Origin of the sequence: Tardiphaga sp. 42S5 (assembly GCF_034044155.1) — a bacterium.
Taxonomy (GTDB): Bacteria; Pseudomonadota; Alphaproteobacteria; order Rhizobiales; family Xanthobacteraceae; genus Tardiphaga; species Tardiphaga robiniae.
Window position 1 is genome coordinate 2,571,660 of the sequence record NZ_CP139027.1, and the last position, 22,660, is coordinate 2,594,319.

At 61.4% G+C, this 22,660-nt stretch carries 20 protein-coding genes; 10 read left to right on the plus strand and 10 right to left on the minus strand.

Going from position 1 to position 22,660, the window contains the following annotated elements; all coding sequences use genetic code 11:
- Nucleotides 1–14: 14 nt before the first annotated feature.
- The 6 genes from SFY93_RS12050 to SFY93_RS12075 form a co-directional block, all read right to left on the minus strand.
- Entirely contained in the window at nt 15–1,097 is a 1,083-nt protein-coding gene (locus SFY93_RS12050; protein ID WP_320447266.1) for a glycosyltransferase family 4 protein, read from the minus strand.
- On the minus strand, nt 1,094–2,515 hold the full coding sequence (locus SFY93_RS12055) for a VpsF family polysaccharide biosynthesis protein (protein ID WP_320447267.1): 1,422 nt from the start codon (nt 2,513–2,515) through the stop codon (nt 1,094–1,096). The genes SFY93_RS12050 and SFY93_RS12055 overlap by 4 nt, the downstream gene beginning before the upstream one ends.
- Nucleotides 2,512–4,824 (minus strand): GumC family protein, encoded by a 2,313-nt coding sequence (locus tag SFY93_RS12060; protein WP_320447268.1) that lies wholly within the window; start codon nt 4,822–4,824, stop codon nt 2,512–2,514. Before SFY93_RS12060 ends, SFY93_RS12055 begins: the two co-directional genes overlap by 4 nt.
- The gene (locus SFY93_RS12065; protein ID WP_175366891.1) at nt 4,805–6,229 is read right to left on the minus strand and encodes an outer membrane beta-barrel protein; all 1,425 of its coding nucleotides are present in this window, start codon (nt 6,227–6,229) and stop codon (nt 4,805–4,807) included. Before SFY93_RS12065 ends, SFY93_RS12060 begins: the two co-directional genes overlap by 20 nt.
- 309 nt (nt 6,230–6,538) lie before the next feature.
- Entirely contained in the window at nt 6,539–7,120 is a 582-nt protein-coding gene (locus tag SFY93_RS12070; RefSeq protein WP_093759184.1) for a polysaccharide biosynthesis/export family protein, read from the minus strand.
- Between the two features lie 149 nt (nt 7,121–7,269).
- On the minus strand, nt 7,270–7,998 hold the full coding sequence (locus SFY93_RS12075) for a metallophosphoesterase family protein (RefSeq protein WP_315844356.1): 729 nt from the start codon (nt 7,996–7,998) through the stop codon (nt 7,270–7,272).
- Nucleotides 7,999–8,816: 818 nt separating this feature from the next.
- Between SFY93_RS12075 and SFY93_RS12080 the strand changes: the two genes are divergently transcribed.
- From SFY93_RS12080 to SFY93_RS12090, 3 genes are all read left to right on the plus strand, one after another.
- Nucleotides 8,817–9,584 carry a sugar transferase gene (locus tag SFY93_RS12080; protein WP_120288785.1) on the plus strand — a complete coding sequence of 256 codons (768 nt, stop codon included), beginning with the start codon at nt 8,817–8,819 and terminating at the stop codon, nt 9,582–9,584.
- A gap of 126 nt (nt 9,585–9,710) precedes the next feature.
- A complete protein-coding gene (locus SFY93_RS12085; RefSeq protein ID WP_175366890.1) occupies nt 9,711–10,502 on the plus strand; it encodes an FkbM family methyltransferase in 792 nt (263 codons plus the stop codon).
- 71 nt (nt 10,503–10,573) lie between these two features.
- The gene (locus tag SFY93_RS12090) at nt 10,574–11,893 is read left to right on the plus strand and encodes a UDP-glucose dehydrogenase family protein (protein ID WP_093759182.1); all 1,320 of its coding nucleotides are present in this window, start codon (nt 10,574–10,576) and stop codon (nt 11,891–11,893) included.
- Between the two features lie 39 nt (nt 11,894–11,932).
- Here SFY93_RS12090 and SFY93_RS12095 read toward each other — a convergent pair whose 3' ends face one another.
- Nucleotides 11,933–12,166, minus strand: coding sequence for a hypothetical protein (locus tag SFY93_RS12095; protein WP_320447269.1), 234 nt, complete (start codon nt 12,164–12,166; stop codon nt 11,933–11,935).
- A gap of 374 nt (nt 12,167–12,540) precedes the next feature.
- Here SFY93_RS12095 and SFY93_RS12100 point away from each other — a divergent pair, with 374 nt between their 5' ends.
- From SFY93_RS12100 to SFY93_RS12125, 6 genes are all read left to right on the plus strand, one after another.
- On the plus strand, nt 12,541–12,909 hold the full coding sequence (locus tag SFY93_RS12100; protein WP_320447270.1) for a hypothetical protein: 369 nt from the start codon (nt 12,541–12,543) through the stop codon (nt 12,907–12,909).
- A 161-nt stretch (nt 12,910–13,070) separates the two neighbouring features.
- A complete protein-coding gene (locus SFY93_RS12105; RefSeq protein ID WP_158596770.1) occupies nt 13,071–13,211 on the plus strand; it encodes a hypothetical protein in 141 nt (46 codons plus the stop codon).
- A 5-nt stretch (nt 13,212–13,216) separates the two neighbouring features.
- Nucleotides 13,217–13,456 (plus strand): DUF6719 family protein, encoded by a 240-nt coding sequence (locus SFY93_RS12110; RefSeq protein ID WP_120288788.1) that lies wholly within the window; start codon nt 13,217–13,219, stop codon nt 13,454–13,456.
- Between the two features lie 349 nt (nt 13,457–13,805).
- Complete coding sequence (locus SFY93_RS12115) at nt 13,806–14,804, plus strand: phosphotransferase (protein WP_320447271.1); 999 nt, start codon at nt 13,806–13,808, stop codon at nt 14,802–14,804.
- Between the two features lie 41 nt (nt 14,805–14,845).
- A complete protein-coding gene (locus tag SFY93_RS12120) occupies nt 14,846–16,189 on the plus strand; it encodes an aspartate aminotransferase family protein (RefSeq protein WP_320447272.1) in 1,344 nt (447 codons plus the stop codon).
- A gap of 1 nt (nt 16,190) precedes the next feature.
- The gene (locus SFY93_RS12125; protein ID WP_320447273.1) at nt 16,191–17,573 is read left to right on the plus strand and encodes a M20 family metallopeptidase; all 1,383 of its coding nucleotides are present in this window, start codon (nt 16,191–16,193) and stop codon (nt 17,571–17,573) included.
- 151 nt (nt 17,574–17,724) lie between these two features.
- On the opposite strand, the gene SFY93_RS12130 is transcribed toward SFY93_RS12125, so the two are convergent.
- Nucleotides 17,725–18,582 (minus strand): VOC family protein, encoded by an 858-nt coding sequence (locus SFY93_RS12130; protein WP_320447274.1) that lies wholly within the window; start codon nt 18,580–18,582, stop codon nt 17,725–17,727.
- A gap of 123 nt (nt 18,583–18,705) precedes the next feature.
- On the opposite strand from SFY93_RS12130, the gene SFY93_RS12135 reads away from it, so the two are divergent.
- Nucleotides 18,706–20,010 (plus strand): NAD(P)/FAD-dependent oxidoreductase, encoded by a 1,305-nt coding sequence (locus SFY93_RS12135; RefSeq protein ID WP_320447275.1) that lies wholly within the window; start codon nt 18,706–18,708, stop codon nt 20,008–20,010.
- 188 nt (nt 20,011–20,198) lie between these two features.
- Here SFY93_RS12135 and SFY93_RS12140 read toward each other — a convergent pair whose 3' ends face one another.
- On the minus strand, nt 20,199–21,833 hold the full coding sequence (locus tag SFY93_RS12140; RefSeq protein WP_320447276.1) for an ABC transporter ATP-binding protein: 1,635 nt from the start codon (nt 21,831–21,833) through the stop codon (nt 20,199–20,201).
- Nucleotides 21,830–22,660 (minus strand): ABC transporter permease, encoded by an 831-nt coding sequence (locus SFY93_RS12145; protein WP_120289215.1) that lies wholly within the window; start codon nt 22,658–22,660, stop codon nt 21,830–21,832. Before SFY93_RS12145 ends, SFY93_RS12140 begins: the two co-directional genes overlap by 4 nt.

The window sequence follows — 22,660 nt, forward strand, 5'->3', positions numbered from 1 at the left end:
CCGGCGTCACGGTCCTAATGCGCGACGGTGGGCTTCGCCGCCGAACGACGGCCGGCCAACTGCCCGCCGGCGAGCTCGGCGATCAGGTCGATGACGATGTCGTGGTCGCTCGCTGCCAGCGCGTTCCAGCGCGCGAGGTTCTCGGTCGCTGCCGCAACATACTGCCTGCGCCACTGAGAAGCCGCGATAGCCCCGCCGATCTGCGACGCTGCGGTGCCGTGGTCCGACGGATCGATGAAGATGCCGGATGTGCCCAGTACTTCATGGAAGACGGGCGCATTCGGCGCCACGATCGGTAGGCCGGCATATTGGGCTTCGAGCAGCGGCAAGCCGAGACCTTCATCATGCGAAGTGCAAAGGAAAATATCGGCCTCATTGAGAATGCGCGCCACGTTCTCGGACGACTGATAGCCATGCAAGGTCACGCAGGACATGCGTTCCAGCGTCTTCCAGTCATCGCCCCAACCTTTGCGGCCGACGATGTCGAGGGTGGCGCCGGGAAAACCGTGCTGACGCAGTTCACGGACGATATTGGCCGCGGCGATGAAGTTCTTGCGTGGCTCCACGGTGCCGAGGGCGACGACGCGCAGCGGCGACGTCTCGGGTTCGCGCTCGGCGCGCTCGGCGGATTCCAGCTCGAACACGTTGCGCACTGGCGGGCGATATAGCGTGATCTCGGCGTCCGGACGACAATGCTCGGCGAGCTTGCGCTGGGTGTCGCGCGAATTGGTCAGGAAGCGCGGATAGTTCTTCAGCGCGATCTTGAAAGGCGTCGCCATATAGAGTCGCGCGCGGGCATTGAGATCGGCCTGTCGCGTCAGCAGGAAGTCGTCGTGCATATAGGGCAGCACACGTGATGAAAACATCCGCAGCAGCGGGCTTGGCGGGAAGCCGGGGCACAGCAGGAACGACGAGGGAGACGCCAGGCGCATCGGCAGACCGAAAGTCTGCGTCGCCACCATCTGGCCGGTGCCGCGCGAGGTGATGGGCACGACATCGAGCGGCGCCAGCGCCTGTTCCGAGAACAACTCCAGTGTGATCCGTTCGAGTCCGGTCACATGGCGTCCGAGATGGGTGTGATCGACATAGATAGTCATGCAAACTCCTGATCCCGGGGGACGGCGCGGACATGCGGGGCCGCCATCGGCGGCCGCTGATGGACATAGCGGGGTGGCGCCACGGCCGGCGCGCGTTCGCGCGGCAACAGCAGCGCAATGAGTAGAACGAGCTGCGCGAGCTGGATGTTCTTCGACGAGAAACTCACCGAACTTGCCGCAATCATCAGGATCAGCAGCAAGATGGCGAAGGCTGCTCGGTCCGACCGGCGCAGCAGTTCGATGAAGAAGCAGGTCAGGCCGAGCGTGATCAGGATGGTGTGGATCAGGCCGAATTGCACGATGCAGGACACCCAGAAATTCTCGATGCCATAATTCAAACCGAGCTGCGACTGCAGCGCGTTCACGCGAACCGGATTGGGTCCGAGGATCAGTTCGCTCCACTGGAAATGATTGAGCATGTCGAAGGTCGCAAAGCGAGCCAGGGCGCTGCCTTTATCCGATGAGAAGCGCAGCAGCATCTTGTCGAAGATGCCGAGATAGAGCGCAGCAAACACGACGCCTGCCGCCGCAAAAAGAAAGCAGATTGCGCCGACAGCGAACAGCAGCGGCACGCGCTTGCCGCGGATCAGCCGGATCGTCTCAAGCAGACCGAGGCAAGCCAGCACGAACAATACCGTCATCAGCGCGGTACGGCCCCCGAAGGCCATCAGCGAGCCCAGACTGAAGGCGATCAATGGCACGCGGATCATGATCGGCGGGCAGATGGCCGGTCGCAGCACCAGCGCCATGATATAGGCGCCGACGATGCCCGAGGCCGTCAGCGGATGGCCGAGCAGCGCAGCCGAGCGCCATTCACCGACCACCAGCACGCTGCCGAGCGTCAGCGGAATGATGCGATGGCCGGAAAAATATTCGTAATAGCCAATCAGGATGTTGAGCAGCAGTGTCGCATGGATGGCCCAGACCAACGGCCGCCGCTGCGCCGGCGTCAGCCGCCAGATCAGCAGGCACAGCAGCACCGGCAGCAGGAACGTGTCGATGATGACCGTGAACGGGCGTTCCAGCACGAACATCTGGATCAGCAGGACGAACCAGCAGAACAGGTGCACCAGCAAAAGCTTGGCGTCCGTGAAGGCACGATTGATCTCACCGATCGGGTCACCGTCGCGCATCAGCAGCAAAAGCGTCGCGATGAATGTCGCATAGGTCCCGGGATGGAGCTTTTCGAGAAAATTGCCGCCGGGTGTCAGGTAATGGATCTTGAGATTGGTCAGAACGCCGCCGGACAGCGTGAAGATCGCGACGATGGCGCCCAGCAGCACGCTGACGATCATTAAATTAATGAGTTGGGCGGTGTTGACGATCTGGCGTCGTTGCGGAACGCGCGCACGCAGGCCTGCCGCGGCATGGGCGCCGTTGCGGTGCAGCCTGAGCGGCGCGGTCCGGGCCAATGTCAACGCGCAGCTCCCGCACTGGCGGCGGCGACGCCATAGGGCTTCAGATAGGCCGAGCTGCGGTAATAGTCATAGAAGCGGATCTTGCTGAGATCGACCTGGGTCAGCACGGTGCCGAGAATGCGATCATGCACCGGAGCCAGCAGCTCCATCGTGTGGGCGACGACTTCGCGCGGTGTCTGATTCCAGGCCATGGCCAGCAGGATACGATCGGCGAGTTCGGCCAGCGCGCGGCCGTCGACCAGCGGAATCAGCGGCGGCGAGTCGATGATGATCAATTCATAATGCGACTTCAGGCGGTCGAGGATTTCGACGATCTGCTCGGAGAACATCAACTCGGTGATGGCGTCGACGTCCTTGATAGCGGGGGAGGGTAGAATCGAGAGGCCGGTGCTGCGATCGAGCAGGATGGCGCGCTCCAGCGACACTTCGCCGGTCGCCACCTGCAGGAGGCCGGCATCGGCATTGGGGCTGACGGCGCGGGTCAGGCCGGGATTGCGCAGATCGCCGTCGATGAGCAGTGTCTTGATGCCCAGCGTGGCGAAGGACAGTGCGAGATTGCCGGCGAAGGTCGTCTTGCCTTCACTTTCGAGGCCCGACGTCACCAGCACGACCTTGACCGTGTCGATCTTGCGCGCACGCTGAATCGCCAGACGCACGGCGCGGATCGCTTCGGCGAAGAATGTGCCGGGCTCCTCGATGGCATAGCGCATCAGTGGTGGCTGCAATGCAGCCGGCAGCAGCCGCATGGTGCGCGGATCGTAATTTCCGAGCTCTGTGCGGCCGCGTTTGGCACGCCCGGCGAGTTCGCGGCTGCTGATCGAGGGTAGAGCGGCCAAAGCGGGGACGCCCGAAATCTCTTCGGCCTGTTCCAACGTCTTGATCCGTCCGTCGAGATAGTCGGTCAGGAATGCCAGCACCGTGCCGCCGCCGAGGCCGAGCAGGATGGCAAAGCCGAGAATAAGCATGGTCTTCGGCGCGGAGGGCTTGAGCGGGATGCTGGCAAAGCTGACGATGCGGGAGTCCGGCATCTCCAGGCTTTCCTGCGCCGTCGTCTCCTTCGAGCGCGCCAGATATGACTCATAGAGCGTGCGGTTGGCCTCGGCCTCGCGCTGCAGCTCATGCAGCCGGACCACGGCCTGACCGGACGTGCTGGACACGCCCTGCAGCTTGTCGAAACTGTCCTGCAGCGACGCCTCGCGCGATTTCGCAACGTCATAATCATGCGCCGTGCCCTGCACGATGCGCCCGATTTCCTCGTTGATCAGCCGCTGCGTGTCCTTGAGCTGCGCCCGCACATTGGCGACCTGCGGATGCCGCGGACCATATTTGCTGGTCAGGTCGGCTTCGTTCTTGGCGATATCGGCATATTGCGCGCGCAGCTTGGTCACCATCTCCGAGGAGACGGCGGCATTGAGCCCGCCGGCATCGCCGCCGGTTTTCGCCAATTGTTGCACCTGATCGAACTTGGCACGCGCCTCGGCGGTCTGCACCCGGGCAGCAATCAGCTTGCTGTTGAGATCGGTGATCTGCTGGTCGTTGACCGTCACGCCCTGCGAGACCGCGAGGTTATTGGCGGAACGATAGTCCGCGACGGCCTGTTCGGAGGTGACGACGCGGTTCTTCAGCGCATCGATCTGGCCGCCGAGCCATTTGGCTGCGATGCGCGTCGCGTCGAATTTGGCGCGGACCTGTTCCTCGAAATAGGCGTCAGCCACCGCATTGGCGATGGTCGCGGCTTTCTGCGGCGATTCCGAGCTGACGGCGATATCGACCAGGAATGTCGTGCCTTGTCGTGTCACCTTCATGCGGCGCTGGAGCAGATATATGGAGTATGCACGCGCGGCATCTTCGGGGCTCACGCCATCGACCGGGCTGCTGCTGCGGAACAGATTGCGGATCGGATCGAGCAGGCCGGGCTTTGGCATGAACTCGAGATCCTGCGTCAGCTTCAACTTGTCGACCACGCGCTGCAGGATCGAGAGCGACTGGATCAGCAGCGTCTGGCTCTCGATGGTCGCATCGTCCGTGCCGAAATTGGTCAGCACCGACTGGTTGGTTTCGACCACATTGGCGCGCCGGGGATCGACCAGTACGGTGGAGTTCGCAGTATAGAGTGTGGTCGCCGTCGCCACATAAGCGAGGGCGATGCCGCCGAGCACGGCGGCGGGCAGCACGACCGCGCGCCAGCGCCGGCGCAGGATGCGCGCCATTTCCCGGAGATCGACGGTCGGTGCCTGCCAACCGGCAACGGCGGTCGGAACCGGTTCCGGTGCCGCCGGATAAGGCTGATCAAAATTGCGCTGTAACATTGAGCCCTACCTGGTGTTTGTCGTAACTGAAGGTGGGTATATCGCTGTCGCGCGATGTGTAGCGGTGATAGGCCGAGATCGCGCTGAAGCGGTTCATCAAATACTTCACGCTGGCATTGGTCGTGGTTACGCGGTCCTTGCGGGCCTGGCCGAAGAAGCGATCGATCTCATAGGCGCCCGCCAGCGACAGGATGACGTTGCGACGCAGCTCGTAGTCGACGCCGACCTGCACGGCATTGGCCAGCACGCCGGTCGAGCTGGTATCGGATGTCTGCGTGACCAGTTGTTCGGCCTTGACGTGGATGTCCATCAATCGCGTCGGGCTCCATGTGAGCTTGGCGCGATAGGACGGTCCGTCGACGGTGCCGATCAGAGGATTGTCGAAACGCTGCTCGACATAGCCGCCGCCGAATTCGCCGCGGAGCAGATTGCCGAAACCGACGGTCAAGCCGGACAACGCGCGATAGCCGGTGGAGTCCAGCGTCTGGCCGGGCACGCCGCGGATGTTGCGCTGGTTGCCTTCGACGCCGCCGAACCAGCCGAGCACAGGCGAGAACGCATAATCGACGCGGCCGTGAAGCGCATAGATCTGGCCGTCGCGGCTGCTCTGGTCGATCAGACTGCCATCCTGCGCGCGCGCCGTGCCGTAATCGTACGAGTCGACGCGTGCGCCGATCGATGTCGCCAGCCGGTTGAATTCCTTGCGGACGGTCAGGTCGCCGGACATCAGATTATAAGGAGTCGGTGTCACGGCATTGGAAGGCGAACTCAGCGAACCCACACCCTCATTGAGATGCGCGATCTGGAAACTGCCCAGCACGACCATATCGTTGGCGATATCGATCCAGCCGGCGCCCTTCAGGCTCACATCGGTTTGGTCGAGGCTTGAATTTTCGTTATAGGCCGTGGTTCGTGAATTGAGCTTGATGTCGATGCCGTGTCGTTCCCACAGCGTGTGCGCACGCAGGCTGGGTTCGATCACCGCTGCAACGTCGCCGCGCTTCTGGGTGTTCGAGGCAAACACATTGCTGTCATAGAGCGCGCCCGTCATCAGCGACGGGTTGAACATCCAGGATCCCTGGCGGATGCCGACGGGTTCATAACCAGGTTGCTGTCGCTTTTTTACTGGCATGTCCTCTGGCGCTACTGCTTCGCGGTTATCCCGGTCGACCAGATCGGGCAGCGCGGACGGTTCGAAAATCCGTTGCGCATTCCAGGGCGGCGCGAGCTCGTCGCTGGTTGCCGGGATCGCCTGAGCATTGGCGGGTGATGCAATACCAAGCAGAATCGCCGTGACCGGCCATGGCGCGATACGGAGAGCGCGGCGCGTGACGGGAATCGGCCGCAGCCCCTCCGGTCCTTCGCCGATCGCATCCGATCCTGCTGATACAAACGTACATTTCATCACTCATCCCTTGCGAAGGACATGCATTCCTCCGCTATCGAATTGTCGTCGAGACTTGATTGCCGCTTAGAAATTCATCCTGGCGCTTACAAACTCAGCAAGCCCGTGATGAATGTCGCGCCCCCACTAGCGCACTCAACACTCGTCTGATGAAACGCCCTTCTCTTTGCTGCCCACAATGTGAAGTGCGAAGTAAAGTTCGTCGCACTGCACAAGAATACGCATCGCAAAAAGTCGAGACTATGGCGACGCGCGACATGAAGGCGCGCATCGGTCACTACACATCAGACAAAATCAAAAATGATGAGTTCAGAAGTATCGTTCTGGGACACGCACATTGTCGCCGGGAAATACCAGGACTGGCGAATCGAGCGCATAGATCTCTTCGACGGTTGAGCCCGATCGCCGCAAATACACTTTGTTCTCATTGGCGCGATAGGTGAATCCACCGGCAGTTGCGACGGCGTCCATCACGGTCAGGCCCATGCGATAAGGGTATTCGCCGCTCTTCTTCACTTCGCCGAGGATATAGAAGGGGCGATACAGTGCGATTTCCACATTCACGCGTGGGTCTCGCACGATTCCCTTGGCCAGCGCGGAGGAGATGCCCTTCTCTAATTGCCGTGTGGTCAGTCCAGCGGCCTTCACGTGGCCCGCAAGGGGAATCGATACAAATCCGTTGCTGTCGACTTCATATTCACCGGTGATATCAGCTTCGCCATAGACCTTCAGACGAATCCTGTCAGTTGGTCCAAGAAGATAGGTGCCTGACGGCGAAGCCGCAGAAACCCGCTGGTCCTGTGCGAGCGCGATCGACGGAGCGACGCCAGCAAGGAAAAATGAAAGCACCGGTACTATCAAAATGCCGGCGCATCGGTTCGTTCGCAACATGGTAGACCCCCAACACAACATCAATGTGATCATCTGCATCAATTCGATGACAATTGATGCAGACGACAATTGCGCGAGAGTGTCCGGCAAAAAACGGCGAAAGAATGTGGCGTACTCAGAGAGCGCGCAGATTGCGTACTAATGTCTTCTTAGAGAACCAGAATCTCTGTGCCTTCGATGGCAATGCACGTGAGGATGCCGCTGCGCCACGCACCTGTGTCAATATTCACACGGTTATCTCTAATATCTGCATGGGGAACCGGCGTGTGTCCGTGCACCACATAGACGCCATGATCGCGCTTTGAATCCAGAAACTCGTCCCTGATCCACATCAGATCATGCGGATCTTGAGACGACAGCGGAACATTGGGACGAATGCCCGCGTGAACGAACAAGAAGTCGCCACATCTGATATTGTTCCGCAGGCAACGCAAGAAAGCGTCATGCGCCGGAGGGAATGCGGCATGAAAGGCTTTCTGCACGTCGCGCGCCGTTGCCGTGCGCGATGGAGAAACGCCATAGGACGCGAGAGTCTGAAGTCCGCCCAGTTGGCGCCAGTGCTCAAGTACGCTGGCATCCTCTAGGAAGTCTTCCATGATGGCTTCGTGATTGCCGCGTAGGCAGATTGCATGGTTGTGCACCATGCGGACTGCCAGCAAATCGATCACACCTTTCGAATCCGCGCCACGATCGATGTAATCGCCGATATAGACCTCTGCCGCATAGGTGATCGGGCGACGTCGGATGTCCTCATCGATGCGCGCGATGGTCTCCTGCAGCAGGTCGGCGCGCCCGTGAATGTCGCCGATAGCATAGATACGCGTATCGGGCGGCAGTGCCGCCTTGTTCGAATCTGACCTGGAGAGGGAGCGCGGCATTTCGCGCAAGCTACGATCAGGGAACCGTCGCGGTCAAATTCAATCGGCCGCGCAACGCCTTGGGACTCATAAAGCTTTGGGGATAGCGATGAGCTCAGAAGAAAATGATGCGAACGGCGACGATCACAGCGACCCAGACGGCCGCATTGATAAGAAGAAGTCTATTTCGCAGTTTGCGGCCAGATGCGTTGTGCACATCGCTGGTAGAACTGTCCACAGGGCTCGAGATCGCCGCCTTATCCACGGCGATCGCGCGCGGGGGAAATGAAATGTCCCCTGTAGTCATCTGAGGTGTTCGTCGAGCGACCATGGCGATGCCGAAATATCTGGCGGAGTGAGCAGTCTCAGTGCGCAACATAATGGGCGCGCTTTAGTATCGAGTGAAAAATCAAGCTCGAATCGATTGCTGCTTGGTGGCTATTTGTTAATTGCGGAGATCATGCACCTGATCTCGCAGCGACGCGATGCAATTCATCGATCTGCGTCGTGTAATTATTTTGCATGGCTGCTGTGAGCGTGATGCAGCGCAATAGACCCACAAAATGATCTAAGCGCTTCCGTGCACAAAGAATTTTGCGCGCCGCACAATTATATCAATATTGCGACTGCGTAATGTTACACGCCAATACCGTTTTGCCGCCCTAATTCGTTCGCACAGTTAAGAAATCTTCAGGGATGAAGGTTCTTGCTGATCGACGAAGATGGTTTCGCAATTGCGAATGTTCGTCGAAGGGAAGAGTTCTGAATTCGCATGCCTGCCACATAGGCATGTTTCTGTTCGATTATCGCGCACCAAAGTTCCAGCAGGGAGCGAGAGCATGGCCTCTACAGTTTCAGTTGGTTTTGATCGCAACAAGGTGACGCCGCTCTGGAAGGAGCGGCAGCTCATTTCAGTGCGGCCGGTCGAGTTTGCCGGCCACGGGTCCTATCGGAATAGCGCCTATCGCAGCCGCCGGACGAACCAGGTTGCCCGGTGCGAGCCGTCGGAGTCGATTGCCAAGCGATTGTTCGACATTGCGGCCGCAGGCTCGGCCCTGCTGTTTCTCGCGCCGCTGCTGATCACGATCGCAATCATCATCAAGGCGACCTCGCCGGGACCGGTGTTCTTTACCCAGTATCGCTATGGCTACCGCAACCGGTTCTTCAAGATCTACAAGTTCCGCTCAATGCGCACCGATGCCGGCGACAAGCGCGGCATTCAGCAGACGGTCGAAGGCGACGCCCGGGTGACGCGGATTGGCAAGCTGCTGCGCAAGACCAGCCTCGACGAAATTCCGCAGCTGATCAACGTGCTCAAGGGCGATATGTCTCTGGTTGGGCCGCGGCCCCATGTTCCGGGCATGCTGGCCGCCAACGTGCTCTATGAAGATCTCGTGCCGTATTATTTTACGCGTCACAGCGCGCGGCCCGGCATCACCGGCCTGGCCCAGGTGAGCGGCTGTCGCGGCAGCACCGTGGAGGCGCCCCGGGCGATCTCGCGCATCGATTACGACCTCGAATATATCGAGAAATGGTCGATGCGTATGGACATCACGATCATCGTGCAAACCGTCCGACGCGAATTCCTCTCCGGTAATGCCTTCTGATGCCCACGACCGATTGAGCGGCGGCATCGATCACACCACACATTGCAGACATTGCGCTGGCGGACCTCCGTCCGGCGCCCGGAATTGTTTTGCCTTGAAACCAGCCTCGAACGAAGGGTGACAGCCATGACGGCGACGCAACGGACCAAGCAGCTCCTGAAAGACGCTTTCCCGTCGATGTATCTGCGCTGGCGCTTCATGAAGCGTCCCAAATCGGCGGAGCGTGAACTGGCTTATCTCGACAAGATCGTGCCGCAGGGGGCCGTCACGGTGGATGTCGGCGCCAATTGCGGTCTCTATACCCAGCAACTGGCGCGACTGTCCGGTCAGGTCCATGCGTTCGAGCCGTCGCGTGAGATGGCCGATCTGCTCCGGCGTACCTCCGCGTCCAATGTGCGCATCCATGAAGTGGCTCTCTCGGATCATGAAGGCGATGCCGAGCTCTACACACCGCAAGGCGAGGATGGCCTTGTTTACGGGCGGGCATCGCTCGAACAGCAATACGAACCGTCGGTGAAGCAACTGATCACCACGCATGTTCCATTGGCGCGTCTCGATGGTGTCGTGCGCGAGGACGTGTCCTTCGTGAAGGTAGACGTCGAGGGGCACGAGTTGAGCGTCTTGCATGGAGCCGTCGGCCTGATCGACCGGTGCCAGCCGGTCTTCCTTGTCGAGGCTGAGGATCGCCACCGTGCCGAGGCGACGCGCTCGGTGTTCGATTTCTTTCGCGACAAATCCTATCGCGGCTTCTTCCTCCAGGACGACGAGGTGATCTCCATCGATCATTTCAACGCCGGGGAAATGCAGGACGCCGATGCGCTGTTGCCCAATGGTGGCCGTAAACCCGGGCAAGCTTACGTCAACAACTTCTTTTTCTTTCCGCAGCATCTCGACGGCGAGTTGATCCTCAACAGCTGAGGCGCATGCGGAATTCTCGGGGGATGTCCGGGTCGTTCTGACCGCGGACTGTTTACAAGACAGGACATGCAATGCGAATTGCCATGATTGGCGCTGGCTATGTGGGGCTCGTGTCGGGGGCGTGCTTTTCGGACTTCGGCCATCACGTCACCTGCGTCGATACGGATCAGGGAAAGATCGATGCGCTGAACAACGGTGAGATTCCGATCCATGAGCCTGGTCTCGATGCGCTGGTCGCGAGCAATGCCAAGCAGGGACGTCTCAAATTCGTTACCGATGTCACATCTGCTGTCGGTGCGGCCGAGGTGGTGTTCATCGCCGTCGGCACGCCATCGCGGCGTGGTGACGGTCATGCGGACCTGTCCTATGTCTATGCAGCGGCGCGCGAGATCGCGAAGGCCATCAAGAAGTTCACCGTGGTGGTCAACAAGTCGACGGTGCCGGTCGGTTCCGGCGACGAGGTCGAGCGCATCATTCGCGAGGAGAACCCGGAGGCGGAATTCGCCGTGGTCTCGAATCCGGAGTTCCTGCGCGAAGGCGCGGCTATCAGAGACTTCAAACATCCCGACCGTATCGTCATCGGTTCCAGCGACCAGCGTGCCAAGGACGTGATGGCCGAAGTCTACCGGCCGCTGCATCTTAACTCGTCGCCGATCATGTATACGGATCGCCGCACGGCCGAACTGACCAAATACGCCGCCAATTCATTCCTGGCCACGAAAGTCGCCTTCATCAACGAGATCGCCGATCTCGCCGAGAAGGTGGGCGCCAATGTGCAGGAAGTCGCGCGGGGCATCGGCCTCGACAACCGGATCGGCCTGAAGTTCCTGCACGCCGGACCGGGCTATGGCGGCTCGTGTTTTCCGAAGGACACGCTGGCACTGATCAAGACGGGCCAGGATTACGAAGCGCCGCTGCGCATCGTCGAGACCGTGGTTGCCGTCAACGACCAGCGCAAGCGCGCCATGGCACGCAAGGTGGCGCATGCCTTCGGCGGCAATCTGCGCGGCAAGTCCATCGCCATTCTCGGTGTGACCTTCAAGCCGAATACCGACGACATGCGCGACGCGCCGTCGATCCCGTTGATCACGGCGCTGCAGGATATGGGCGCCGAGGTGCGGGTCTATGATCCCGTGGGCATGGAGCAGGCGAAGAAGGTGTTCGAGAATGTCACCTTTTGCGAGGGGCCCTATGAATGCGCCCGCGGGTGTCACGCCATGGTCATCGTCACCGAATGGGAGCAGTTCCGCGCGCTCGATCTGAAGGAGATGGCGGCGATCATGGCCTGTCCGGTGATCATCGATCTCCGCAACATCTATTCGCCGGATGAAGTGACGCGGAACGGATTTCTCTATAGCGGCGTCGGGCGGCCGCAAGCAGTGGCTTACTAGCCAGCGCATCTGCGCAGATGCGAGGAGGCGCGCAGTGTTTTACTGCGTCGCTTCCTCCGTTGTGCCGGGCGCAGTCGCATGTTCGCTTCGCGGCGTCGTGGAGGCGTCGTTATAGCTTTCAGTCTGGTAGATCGATTCCAGGTCGCTGCCGCCGAGATACCAGCTTCCAAGGAAATATGTGGCGCCGATGATGGCTGCGGCCATCACGAGGCCGCGGCCGACGGAGAAGACGATATCGGCCTTCGTGACTTTATGCGGAGCGATCTTGTCCATGAAGACGTCCTATGGGGCATGCCGCTATCCTGCAACGGCCTGGTCCAGTTGGTGCTCAGGAATTCGAGCGCAAGCAACAGCGCAATCAATCCCGGACAGTGTAGCGTTATCGACCTGACATGTCTGCTGGAAATGCCGAGATCGTCGCGTAGCAGAGAACCCATTGAATAAGCGAATAATGCGGCGCTCAGACCGCAGATCGCAGAATCACAATCACTTTCGGCATCCGCCCCATTCGCGAACATCGCCAATGCGGCCCATTTGTTCAACCGTCACAATTGCAACAATTCAACCCCGAATGTCGGAATACCGAACACAGGCGCGTGAGCATCAGCTTCTCCCGTGGAACCTGAGGATGACATGAGAGTGACAATGTGTTGCTGGAGTACCGAGGCTATGATTGCACCATGAAACAGACTGCACTTGCATTGGCGCTTGCCGCCGTCATCGCATCGCCGGCCTATGCGAACGAAATCGATCAGATGGCGAACAATCTGGAAACAAGCTGTTCGAACCACTTTCGTAAGCGGCCAAACAAACCTTCGAGCGATTCCAAAAAATTCTGCAGCTGTTTTGCCGGAACCTTCACATCGACCATCTCGCTGCGGGAACTCGATGCCGCAAATGGGGTGGTAACATCGGAAATTCAGGAACAATTCGAACGCGCTGCGGAGTTCTGCGGCCGCGATGTTGCGCCGTCCGTCGCGCAAGCGGGCAGGGCATGGATCATGGAATCCAACTGACCGACGAATCCCGGCGATCATTGTCGGCTGTTACCCTGACTCACTGTCGCCTCATTTGACCGCAAGTCTTTGCTCGTCGGCAAAGTGGGACACATCTTGCGCCGGCATTTGGGGACTGCTCATTGACTGACTCTCGTTTCAAGGCGCAAGTGGCGTCTCGCATGCCTATGCTCCGATTCAAGGAGTCGAAGCTCAGGCAGAAGGTTGGTTCCGCCGTCGAGGCGGTTTCGATTGCATGCGCCCATGTTCTTGCTATCGCGGCCCTGGTGATCATCGGCGGTCTTGTCATCTATGTGAGATAATCGTCGTGCGTACTATTCTACTTGGACTGTTCCTGACGGCCGTCGCCCAGCCGTGTTTCGCGCAAAAATTTCTCTCCTTCGAACCTTTGATGATGGATCCGTATGCGACCGTGTTCGTCGACAACGGTTCGTGTTCGGCGGGCAAGGTGCTGAAGGTGCAAGGTGCGCCGAACAACCAGCGTCGCAAGAAAAGCTGTGTGCCGATCAGCGATGTTCGCGGCCCCGGCGCCGTCAGAGGCAAATAGCCAAGACCAGAGCAACGGCGCTTACGCCGTCGCCTGCCGTATCGTCGGTCGGCCCACGCCATAGGCGTTGACGGCGCCCGGCGGATCGATGCCGCGCATATGCGATGGATGTGGCTTCCGTGGCATCCATGCCCAAATGGGCAGCAAAGGCAGAAAATACGGGCTTAATTCGTCGAAAATGCCCGCATCCGCGCGGACGCCCTGACAAGCGGGAACAGCGTTGCTATGGTCGCGCGTACCGGCCGCGACGTGCCGGGTTCCGAATCGAGATGGATCAGTTCAGGTGACATTTGAGCCTTCCGCGCGTCCGGGTGCAATGCAGGGCGGACTCGCGGCATCGTATATAAATATGACGGATGATGAGGCCGTCGATCTCGCCCGCGAGCGTTTTGGCATCGAAGGCCGTCCCACGCGCTTTGCCACCGAGAAGGACGACACCTTCCGAATCGCACCGGCAAGCGGGCCGCGCTTTATCCTGAAGGTTGCGAACCCCATCGAGGACATTCCCGAGATTGATCTGCAGGTGCAGGTGCTCGATCACGTCGCAGCGCGTGCGCCCGATCTGCCGGTGCCGCGCGTCATTCCCAACGACAAGGGCGAGCGGCATTTCAATTATCTGGATCGTGCCGGCCAGCGCCGGCAGGTGCGGATGATGTCCTATCTCGAAGGCCAGCCTCTCAGCGAGGTGCCGTCCACGGCGTCGGGTCGGGCCGAGATCGGCAAATTGCTGGCGCGGCTCCGCCTCGCGCTGGCCGATTTCAGCCATCCGTCGGATTCCCGGGTTGTCGCATGGGACGTCAAGAACCTGCTGACGCTGCGCGATCTGCTGGCGGAAATCACCGATACCGGCCAGCGCCGCAAGGTCGAGGCGGCGCTTGAGCGCTTCGCGGCGATCGAGGGCCGGCTCAAGCAGTGCCGCATGCAGGTGCTGCATAACGATTTCACGCGCTCCAATGTCGTCGTCGATGCGTCGCTGCCGGGTTTTGTCAGCGGCATCATCGATTTCGGCGACACGGTCCGCACCGCCATTGCCATCGATGCGTCGACGGCGATGCTCAATCAGTTGCCCGTCGCGATGAAGGGCGATGTCTTTGCCGATGGTCGCGATCTCCTGAAAGGCTATCTGTCCATCGCCGATCTGACGGCGGAAGAACTGAGCCTCATTCCGCATCTGATCTTCTCCCGTCTGGCGACGCGCCTGCTGCTGTCGACGGCGATGGCCAACCGGGTGCCGTCCGTCGCCGCCTATGTCCTGCGCAACAATGAGCAGACCTGGGTGCAGATGGACTGGTTCATCGCCCGCTCGATGGACGAGATCTCCGATCAGTTGATGGATTTCGCCAGATAGTCTTCGCCACATCCGACCCTGCTTCCAGAGGAAACAACAACATGACCGCAGTCACCAGCGCCCCGCGCGGCAAGATGGTCAACGGCTTCGACCCCGCCACGGCAACCGGCCTCACCGAAGAGAGCCGCAAGCTCGTCGCGCGCCGCAGCGATCTGCTCGGCCCGGCCTACCGGCTGTTCTACAGCAACCCCGTCGAGGTCGCGCGCGCCAAAGGCGTGCTGCTCTATGACTCGGAAGGCAACGAATATCTCGACGCCTATAATAACGTGGTCTCGGTTGGCCACTGCCATCCGCGCGTGGTCGATGCGATCACCCAGCAGGCGCAGACCATCTGCACCCACACGCGCTACATCCAGAAGGGCATTCTCGATTACGCCGAGGATCTGCTCAGCACGTTCGACGGGCCGAAGCGCCATGTGATGTTCACCTGCACCGGCTCGGAAGCCAACGATCTCGCCATCCGCATGGCCAAGCATCACACCGGCAATCAGGGCATCATCATCACCGAAGAGGCCTATCACGGCAATTCGGAACTGACCGCGGGCTTCTCGCCGTCGCTCGGGCCGTATTCGCCGCTCGGCACCTATGTGCGTCGCGTGCCCGCGCCGGATTCCTATCGCATCGCGCCGGAAAAGATCGGTGCGTGGATGGCGGAGAAAGTGTCGGAGCAGATCGTTGACCTGCAACGCCGCGGCGTCGGTGTCGCCGCCTTCATCGCGGACTCGATGTTCTCGTCCGACGGCATCTTCTCGCATCCGACCGACGTGCTGAAGCCGGTGCTCGATGTCGTGCACCAGGCCGGCGGCGTGTTCATCGCCGACGAAGTGCAGTCCGGCTTCGGCCGCAGCGGTGAAAAGCTCTGGGGCTATCAGCGCCACGGCATCACGCCTGATATCATCACCATGGGCAAGCCGATGGGCAATGGCTACCCCGTTGCTGCCGCCGTGATGCTGCCGGAGATCGTGGAGAAATTCGGCCGCGACAACCGCTACTTCAACACGTTCGGCGGCAACACCGTCGCGATGGCGGCCGCACAGGCCGTGCTGAACGTCATTCGCGACGAGAAGCTGGTCGAGAATTCGCTCCGCGTTGGCAAGATCCTGCGCGACGGCTTCCATGCGCTGGCGAAGAAATATGAGCAGATCGGCGATGTCCGTGGTTCGGGCCTCTATGTGGGCGTGGAGCTCGTGAAGGATCGCAGTACCAAGGAGCCGGATGCCGCCGCTGCATCGGCTGTGGTCAATGGTCTTCGCGCGCGTCGCGTACTGATTTCGGCGACGGGTCCTCATGCCAATGTGCTGAAGGTGCGCCCGCCGCTGGTCTTCACCGAGGCAAATGCCGACCGGCTGCTGACCGAGACCGAAGCCGTGATGGCGTCGCTCTGAGATGACACGGATTGATGCCATCGCGCGGGTCAACGCGCAGTTCACGTCAGGTGATTTCCTCGCCACGCTCGATCGCATGGTGGGTTACAAGACCGAGAGCCAGAGCGACAAGCGCGCCGACGATCTGCGCGCCTATCTCGAACAGGAACTGACGCCGACCTTCACGGCGCTCGGCTTTACGACTGACATCATCCCGTCGCCATCGGGGCGCGGGCCCCATCTGCTCGCGACCTATCACGAGAGCGACCACCTGCCGACCGTGCTGATGTATGGCCATGGTGATGTGGTCCCCGGCATGGAAGGCGAATGGCGCGACGGGCTCGATCCGTGGCGCTGCACGACATCAGGCGAGCGCGTCTACGGCCGCGGCACCGCCGACAACAAGGGCCAGCATGCCATCAACATCGCCGCTCTTCGCGCGGTGTATGACGCGCGCGGCGGCAAGCTCGGCTTCAACGCGAAGTTCATTATCGAGATGGGCGAGGAGATCGGCTCGCCCGATCTGCCGAAGATCTGCGAGGCCCATCGCGATGCGCTCAAGGCCGATCTGTTTCTCGCCTCCGACGGCCCGCGTCTGTCGGCCGAGCGCCCGACGATCTTTCTCGGCTGCCGCGGTGGCCGCCGCATTCATCTCGATATCGAGTTGCGTGACGGTGCGCATCATTCCGGCAACTGGGGCGGGCTACTCGCGAATCCAGCAACGATCCTGGCGTCGGCGATAGCGACGCTGGTCGACAAAAACGGCCGCATCCTGCTGGACGCACTGAAGCCGCCGCGCATTTCCAATCAGGTCCGTGCGGCTCTGGCTGACGTGATCGTCGCGCCGTCGGCCGATGAACCGGCTCTGTCGGAGAATTGGGGCGAAGACGGATTGTCGCCGGCGGAACGGCTCTATGCCTGGAATACGCTGGAAGTGCTGGCGATCAATGCGGGCAATATCAACAATCCCGCCAATGCCATTCCCGGCAAGGCAAGCGCGGTGCTGCAGCTGCGCTTCGTGGTCGGCACCGATATCGAGAATGTCGTACCGGCAATCGAGAAACACCTTGCCGCAAACGGTTTTGCCGACATCAAGGTGAGCCAGTCGCAATATTTTTCGGCATCGCGCACCGATATCGACAATCCCTGGGTCGGCTGGGCCGTCGAGTCCGTGCGCAAGACCACGGGTAGCGCGCCGGCACTGCTGCCGAATTTCGGCGGCTCGCTGCCGAATGACGTGTTCACGGATATTCTCGGCCTGCCCACCGTGTGGGTGCCGCATTCCTACCCCGGCTGCTCGCAGCACGCGCCGGATGAACACATTCTCCTGCCGGTGACGGAGGAGGCGCTGAACATCATGGCGGGGTTGTTCTGGGATTTGGGTGAGGCGCCTGTGCGGGCCTAATCGTTGCGATAGTAACGATGAGCGATGGCGCTCGTGCTTTGCGCTGTCATGGCCGGGCTTGACCCGGCCATCCATCTTTCGCACCCGTCATCTTCAAAAAGATGGATCCCCGGGTCAAGCCCGGGGATGACGAGGAGGGGGCAGCGCCCTCTCAATCCTTCACAAACGCCAGCAACACACCGTTGCCCTTGCTCGGCGGCACGACGACGCCGACATCGCTGCGGCTGCCAGCTGATCCAACGGCCTTCTCGGCCGCTGCAATATCAGTCACGCCGAACACCAGCGAAATGCCGCCACGCTCGGGAATGCCGGCCAGCGATGTGCCGGGGAAGTGCTTCGCGAGCACGTCCTTGGTGACGAATACAAAGTCCGCGCGGTCGCCGCCTGACGGCACGACGACAGTGCCATCGGCTTCGCTGCGCGCAGCGCCGTCGATCAGCTTCGCCATATGCTGCGCGTCCTTCTCCGGCTCCGGCGTGACGATGAACACCTTCTTCAGGCGCTTGGCCGTGTTGGCATGCACCTGCAGCTCGGGAATCCAGACCGTCTCGCGGGTCTTGTGCTGGCAGGCGAAGATGCGGAGGCCACCGGGCGCTTCTTCATAGGGCCACTGATAGGTGGCAAATTTCGCCGCGCTCAGGCTGCCGTCCGGCATCGTCACCGGGCGTTCGAAATCGGTCGGGCCGATCGGCGTGTAACCGCGCGCGCGGATTTCCTCGGCGCCGACAGCGGCGTCGGTGGTGGTGAAGGCGATGCGCTCGATGCCGTCGCCGCGCTTGGCGAGAAACACCCGCGTCGGCGCGTTGTGCTCGGTCTCGTTAAGCACGCCCAGCAGCTCCACATAGTCCGGGCCGAGCATCATGGTGTAATTGCCGGAGCCCATCTTGGCGCTGTGGGTGCCGCGCGGCGACACTGTAAAGCCGAGGCTCTTCCAGTTCGCAGCAGCAGCGTCGAGGTCCTTGACGACGACCACGGCGTGGTCGATTCCAACGATGTTTTTCAGCGTCACGTGCTCATTACCTTGCAATGGATCAGGGCCGTAAACTATGCAGAATGCAGGGGTGCCGCAAGAGAACGGTTATGTTCGGTTGCGCGGCGCAATGCACGATTGATGCTGCAGAAAGGCGTGACGATGGATACCGCAACTGTGCCCTGGCCGAAGTCGCTCTGGGCCGGCGTCACGCTTCCCGGTCCTGATTTGCCGGAATTGAGAGGCCCGGTCGAGGCCGATGTGGTCGTCATCGGTGGCGGCTTCACGGGTCTGTCGACAGCGCTGCATCTGCGCGAGGCCGGTGTCGATGTCGCGGTTGTCGAGGCGATGGAGCCGGGCTGGGGCGCGTCGGGGCGCAACAACGGCCAGGTGATCCCGACGCTGTCGCGGCCCGATCCCGAAGACATCATCAAGCGCTATGGCGCCGCCGGCGAGCGTCTCGTCGGTCTGATCCGCGACAGCGCCGCGATCCTGTTCGATCTCACGCGCCGCTATCAGATCCAGGCCGAGGCCGAACAAAATGGCTGGATCCAGCCGGTGCATTCGCCGGGCCGCATCAAGATCGCCGAGCGCCGCGTGCGGCAATGGTCGAAACATGGCGCGCCGGTCGAGCTGCTGTCACGCGAACAGATGCGCGGGCTGCTCGGCTCCGATGCCTGGTTCGGCGGCTTCTGGAACAAGACCGGCGGCCATATCAATCCGCTGGCGTTGGCGCGCGGCCTTGCGCGCGTGGTGCTGGAGCAGGGCGGCCGCATCTATGCGCGCTCGCCGGTGGAGAGTTATGAGCGCAAGGGTGATCGCTGGATCGTCAAGACAAAAGGCGGCGAGGTCAGCGCGCGCAGCCTGATCGTCGCCACCAATGCCTATACCGGCGAATTCTCCAGGCAACTCTCTCCGGGCATCGCCAGCGAAGTGATGCCGGTGCTGTCCTGGCAAATGGCGACGCAGCCGCTGTCGGACGAGGCACGCAAGACCATCATCCCCGGCCGGCAGTCGATGTCGGATACGCATGGCGAACTGTATTTCGCGCGTTACGACGCGCGCAATCGTCTGGTCACCGGCGGCAATGTGGTCGGTCTCGGCGACAAGACGGAGCGGTTGAAGGTCATGGTCGCCGAGCGCCTGAAGCGGCTGTGGCCGCAGATCGGCGATGTGAAATTTGACTATGTCTGGAACGGTTATGTCGGCATGACCACGGACTTCCTGCCGCGCATGCACAGACTCGGGCCCAATGCTTACGGCTGGACCGGCTGCAACGGCCGCGGCGTCGCGCTGTCGGTAGCGCTTGGCGATGAATTCTCGAAGGTCGTGCGCGGCGTGCCGGAGAGCGAACTGGCGCTGCCGTTTTCCGAGCCAGTGCCGATTGCGGCGCATGGGCTCATGCGATTGCTCGCACCCTTCATGCTGCTGGTCTATCGCCGGCGCGACGCGAAGGAGATTGTGTAGGGGCTTTCTAACCTCGCCCCGCCTAGCGAAGCTTCGCTTCGCCGGGCGGGGAGAGGTCGACTTTCACATGCGAAGCATGTGGAAGTCGGGTGAGGGGGCTCTCCACTCGCTCCGAGCCAGCTGAGATTCCCCCTCACCCGACCGCGCTTCGCGCGGCCACCCTCTCCCCGCAAGCGGGGCGAGGGAAGCTACACCGTCACCGGCTTCCGGCTGCGCGCGAAATCGCCGCCGGGGATCGAAGCCAGCAGCGCCTTGGTATAAGCGTGCTGCGGATTGCCGAACACTTCGCCGGCCAGTCCGTGCTCGACGACTTCGCCGTCCTTCATCACAGCGACGAGATCACAGATCTGCGCGGCAACGCGCAGATCGTGCGTGATGAAGACGATGGAGAGCCCAAGCCGCTCGCGCAATTCATGCAACATCTTCAGCACCTGCGCCTGCACCGAGACGTCGAGCGCCGAGACAGCCTCGTCGGCCACCAGCACGTCGGGCTTCAGCGCGAGTGCGCGCGCAAGACCGATGCGCTGGCGTTGCCCGCCGGAGAATTCGTGCGGGAAGCGATCGATGGCCGAGGGATCGAGGCCGACCAGCCGAAACAGCTCCTTCGCCTGTGCCACTGCCTGCGCACGCGGCGTACCGTGTACGATCGGACCCTGCGCGACGAGGTCGCCGGCCTTGCGGCGCGGGTTCAGCGAGGCGAACGGGTCCTGAAACACCATTTGGATGTGTCTGGTCTCGCGGCGCACCTCGTCGCGCGTGAGCTTCGCCCAGTCCTTGCCTTCCAGCACGATCGATCCCCCATCGGGATCGATCAGCCTGATGATGCAGCGGGCCAGCGTCGATTTGCCCGAACCTGACTCGCCGACAATGCCGAGCGTCGCACCACGTGGCAGTTTCAGGGAGACGGACTTCACCGCATGGGTCACGCGCACGCCGCGGCCGAGAAAGCCGCCATTGCGATAGGTCTTCGACACGTTGTCGAGCGTCAGGATGATGTCGTCGGACATTGCGCGCGGCGGCGGCGCCGTCAGTGGCGGCACCGCGGCGATCAGTTGCTGCGTATAGGGATGCTGCGGATTCGTCAGCACGTCCTTGACGTCGCCTTGTTCGACCACATTGCCGTGCTGCATCACCACGACCCTGTCGGCGATCTCGGCGACCACGCCGAAATCGTGGGTGATGAACAGCACCGCGGTATTCCTGCGGCTCTGCAATTCCTTGATCAGTTTCAGGATTTGCGCCTGCGTGGTGACGTCAAGCGCGGTGGTCGGCTCGTCGGCGATCAGGAGACGCGGATCGAGCGCCAGCGCCATGGCGATCATCGCGCGCTGGCGCTGGCCGCCGGAGAGTTCGTGCGGATAGGCGCGTGCGGCCTGGGCAGGATCGGGAATGTGCACGTCTTGCAGCAAAGCCAGCACGCGCGCCTTGATGTCGGCCTTCGAGAGATCGGTATGGATCTCGAACATCTCGCCGATCTGGTCGCCGATGGTGCGCAGCGGATTGAGCGCGGTCATCGGCTCCTGGAAGATCATCGCGATGCCGGCGCCGCGCACCTTGCGCATCTCGGTATTCGACGCGCTGGCGAGATCCTTGCCCTCGAACAGCACGCGGCCGCCATCGATGGCGACTTCACCGGGCAGCAGCCGCATGATGGCGTTGGCCATGACAGACTTGCCGGAGCCGGACTCGCCAACCACGCAGACGATCTCGTTGGCGGCAATCGCCATCGAGACGCCGCCAAGCGCATGTGAGCGGTCGGCGCCCTTGGGCAGCTTCACGCTGAGGCCCTCGATGGTGAGGATCGGATTGTCCACGGCGCTCATCGGCTCTTCAGCCTCGGATTGAGCGCGTCATTGAGGCCCTGGCCGACGAGCGATACCGCAAGCACCGTGAGCAGGATGGCGATGCCGGGGATCGCGGAGACATACCACTGCACGCGCAGCACGTCGCGGCCGAGACCAATGAGATTGCCCCACGATGCGACATTGGGATCGGACAGACGCAGGAAGGCGAGGGCGCTTTCCAGCAGGATCGACAGCGCCATCACCACGCTGGCATAGACGATGACCGGCGGCAGCGCATTGGGCAGGATCTCGCCGAGGATCAGTTGAATATCCTTCATACCCAGCGTGCGCCCAGCTTGGACGAATTCACGGCTGCGCAGCGACATGAATTCGGCGCGCGTCAGCCGCGCAGGCGCGGGCCATGACACGATGCCGACCGCGATGGTGACGGTGGTGATGGTCGAGCCGAACACGGCGACCAGCACCAAGAGCAGCACGAAATTCGGCAGCGTCTGGAATGCTTCGGTGATGCGCATCAAGACCGTATCGACCCAGCCGCCATAATAGCCGGCAAAGGCGCCGATCAGTACGCCAATGACCACGGCAATCACAGTGGCCACGCCGCCGATCAGCAGCGAGATGCGTGCGCCGTAGAAAATCTGCGCGGCGATATCGCGGCCGGAATTATCGGTGCCCAATAGGAAGCGCGGATTGGAGAACGGCCAGATCAGCGGCCGGCCGGCCAGCGCCAGCGGATCGCGCGGATAGATCCAGCTCGCGGTGATGGCCATCACGATGACCACCAGCAACAGCAGCAGGCCGACCACGGCGGCCGGGCTGCGGAAGTAGCGCTTGATCGCGTCCAT

Bases quoted from the DNA above. Each gene is read 5' to 3' on its own strand.
- SFY93_RS12115 (WP_320447271.1), top strand. From the start codon at position 13,806: ATGACGGATGATGAGGCCGTCGATCTCGCCCGCGAGCGTTTTGGCATC.
- SFY93_RS12135 (WP_320447275.1), top strand. From the start codon at position 18,706: ATGGATACCGCAACTGTGCCCTGGCCGAAGTCGCTCTGGGCCGGCGTC.
- SFY93_RS12070 (WP_093759184.1), bottom strand. From the start codon at position 7,120: ATGTTGCGAACGAACCGATGCGCCGGCATTTTGATAGTACCGGTGCTT.
- SFY93_RS12085 (WP_175366890.1), top strand. From the start codon at position 9,711: ATGACGGCGACGCAACGGACCAAGCAGCTCCTGAAAGACGCTTTCCCG.
- SFY93_RS12060 (WP_320447268.1), bottom strand. From the start codon at position 4,824: ATGTTACAGCGCAATTTTGATCAGCCTTATCCGGCGGCACCGGAACCG.
- SFY93_RS12105 (WP_158596770.1), top strand. From the start codon at position 13,071: ATGCCTATGCTCCGATTCAAGGAGTCGAAGCTCAGGCAGAAGGTTGGT.
- SFY93_RS12140 (WP_320447276.1), bottom strand. From the start codon at position 21,833: ATGAGCGCCGTGGACAATCCGATCCTCACCATCGAGGGCCTCAGCGTG.
- SFY93_RS12125 (WP_320447273.1), top strand. From the start codon at position 16,191: ATGACACGGATTGATGCCATCGCGCGGGTCAACGCGCAGTTCACGTCA.
- SFY93_RS12065 (WP_175366891.1), bottom strand. From the start codon at position 6,229: ATGAAATGTACGTTTGTATCAGCAGGATCGGATGCGATCGGCGAAGGA.
- SFY93_RS12090 (WP_093759182.1), top strand. From the start codon at position 10,574: ATGCGAATTGCCATGATTGGCGCTGGCTATGTGGGGCTCGTGTCGGGG.
- SFY93_RS12075 (WP_315844356.1), bottom strand. From the start codon at position 7,998: ATGCCGCGCTCCCTCTCCAGGTCAGATTCGAACAAGGCGGCACTGCCG.
- SFY93_RS12120 (WP_320447272.1), top strand. From the start codon at position 14,846: ATGACCGCAGTCACCAGCGCCCCGCGCGGCAAGATGGTCAACGGCTTC.
- SFY93_RS12095 (WP_320447269.1), bottom strand. From the start codon at position 12,166: ATGGACAAGATCGCTCCGCATAAAGTCACGAAGGCCGATATCGTCTTC.
- SFY93_RS12145 (WP_120289215.1), bottom strand. From the start codon at position 22,660: ATGGACGCGATCAAGCGCTACTTCCGCAGCCCGGCCGCCGTGGTCGGC.
- SFY93_RS12080 (WP_120288785.1), top strand. From the start codon at position 8,817: ATGGCCTCTACAGTTTCAGTTGGTTTTGATCGCAACAAGGTGACGCCG.
- SFY93_RS12050 (WP_320447266.1), bottom strand. From the start codon at position 1,097: ATGACTATCTATGTCGATCACACCCATCTCGGACGCCATGTGACCGGA.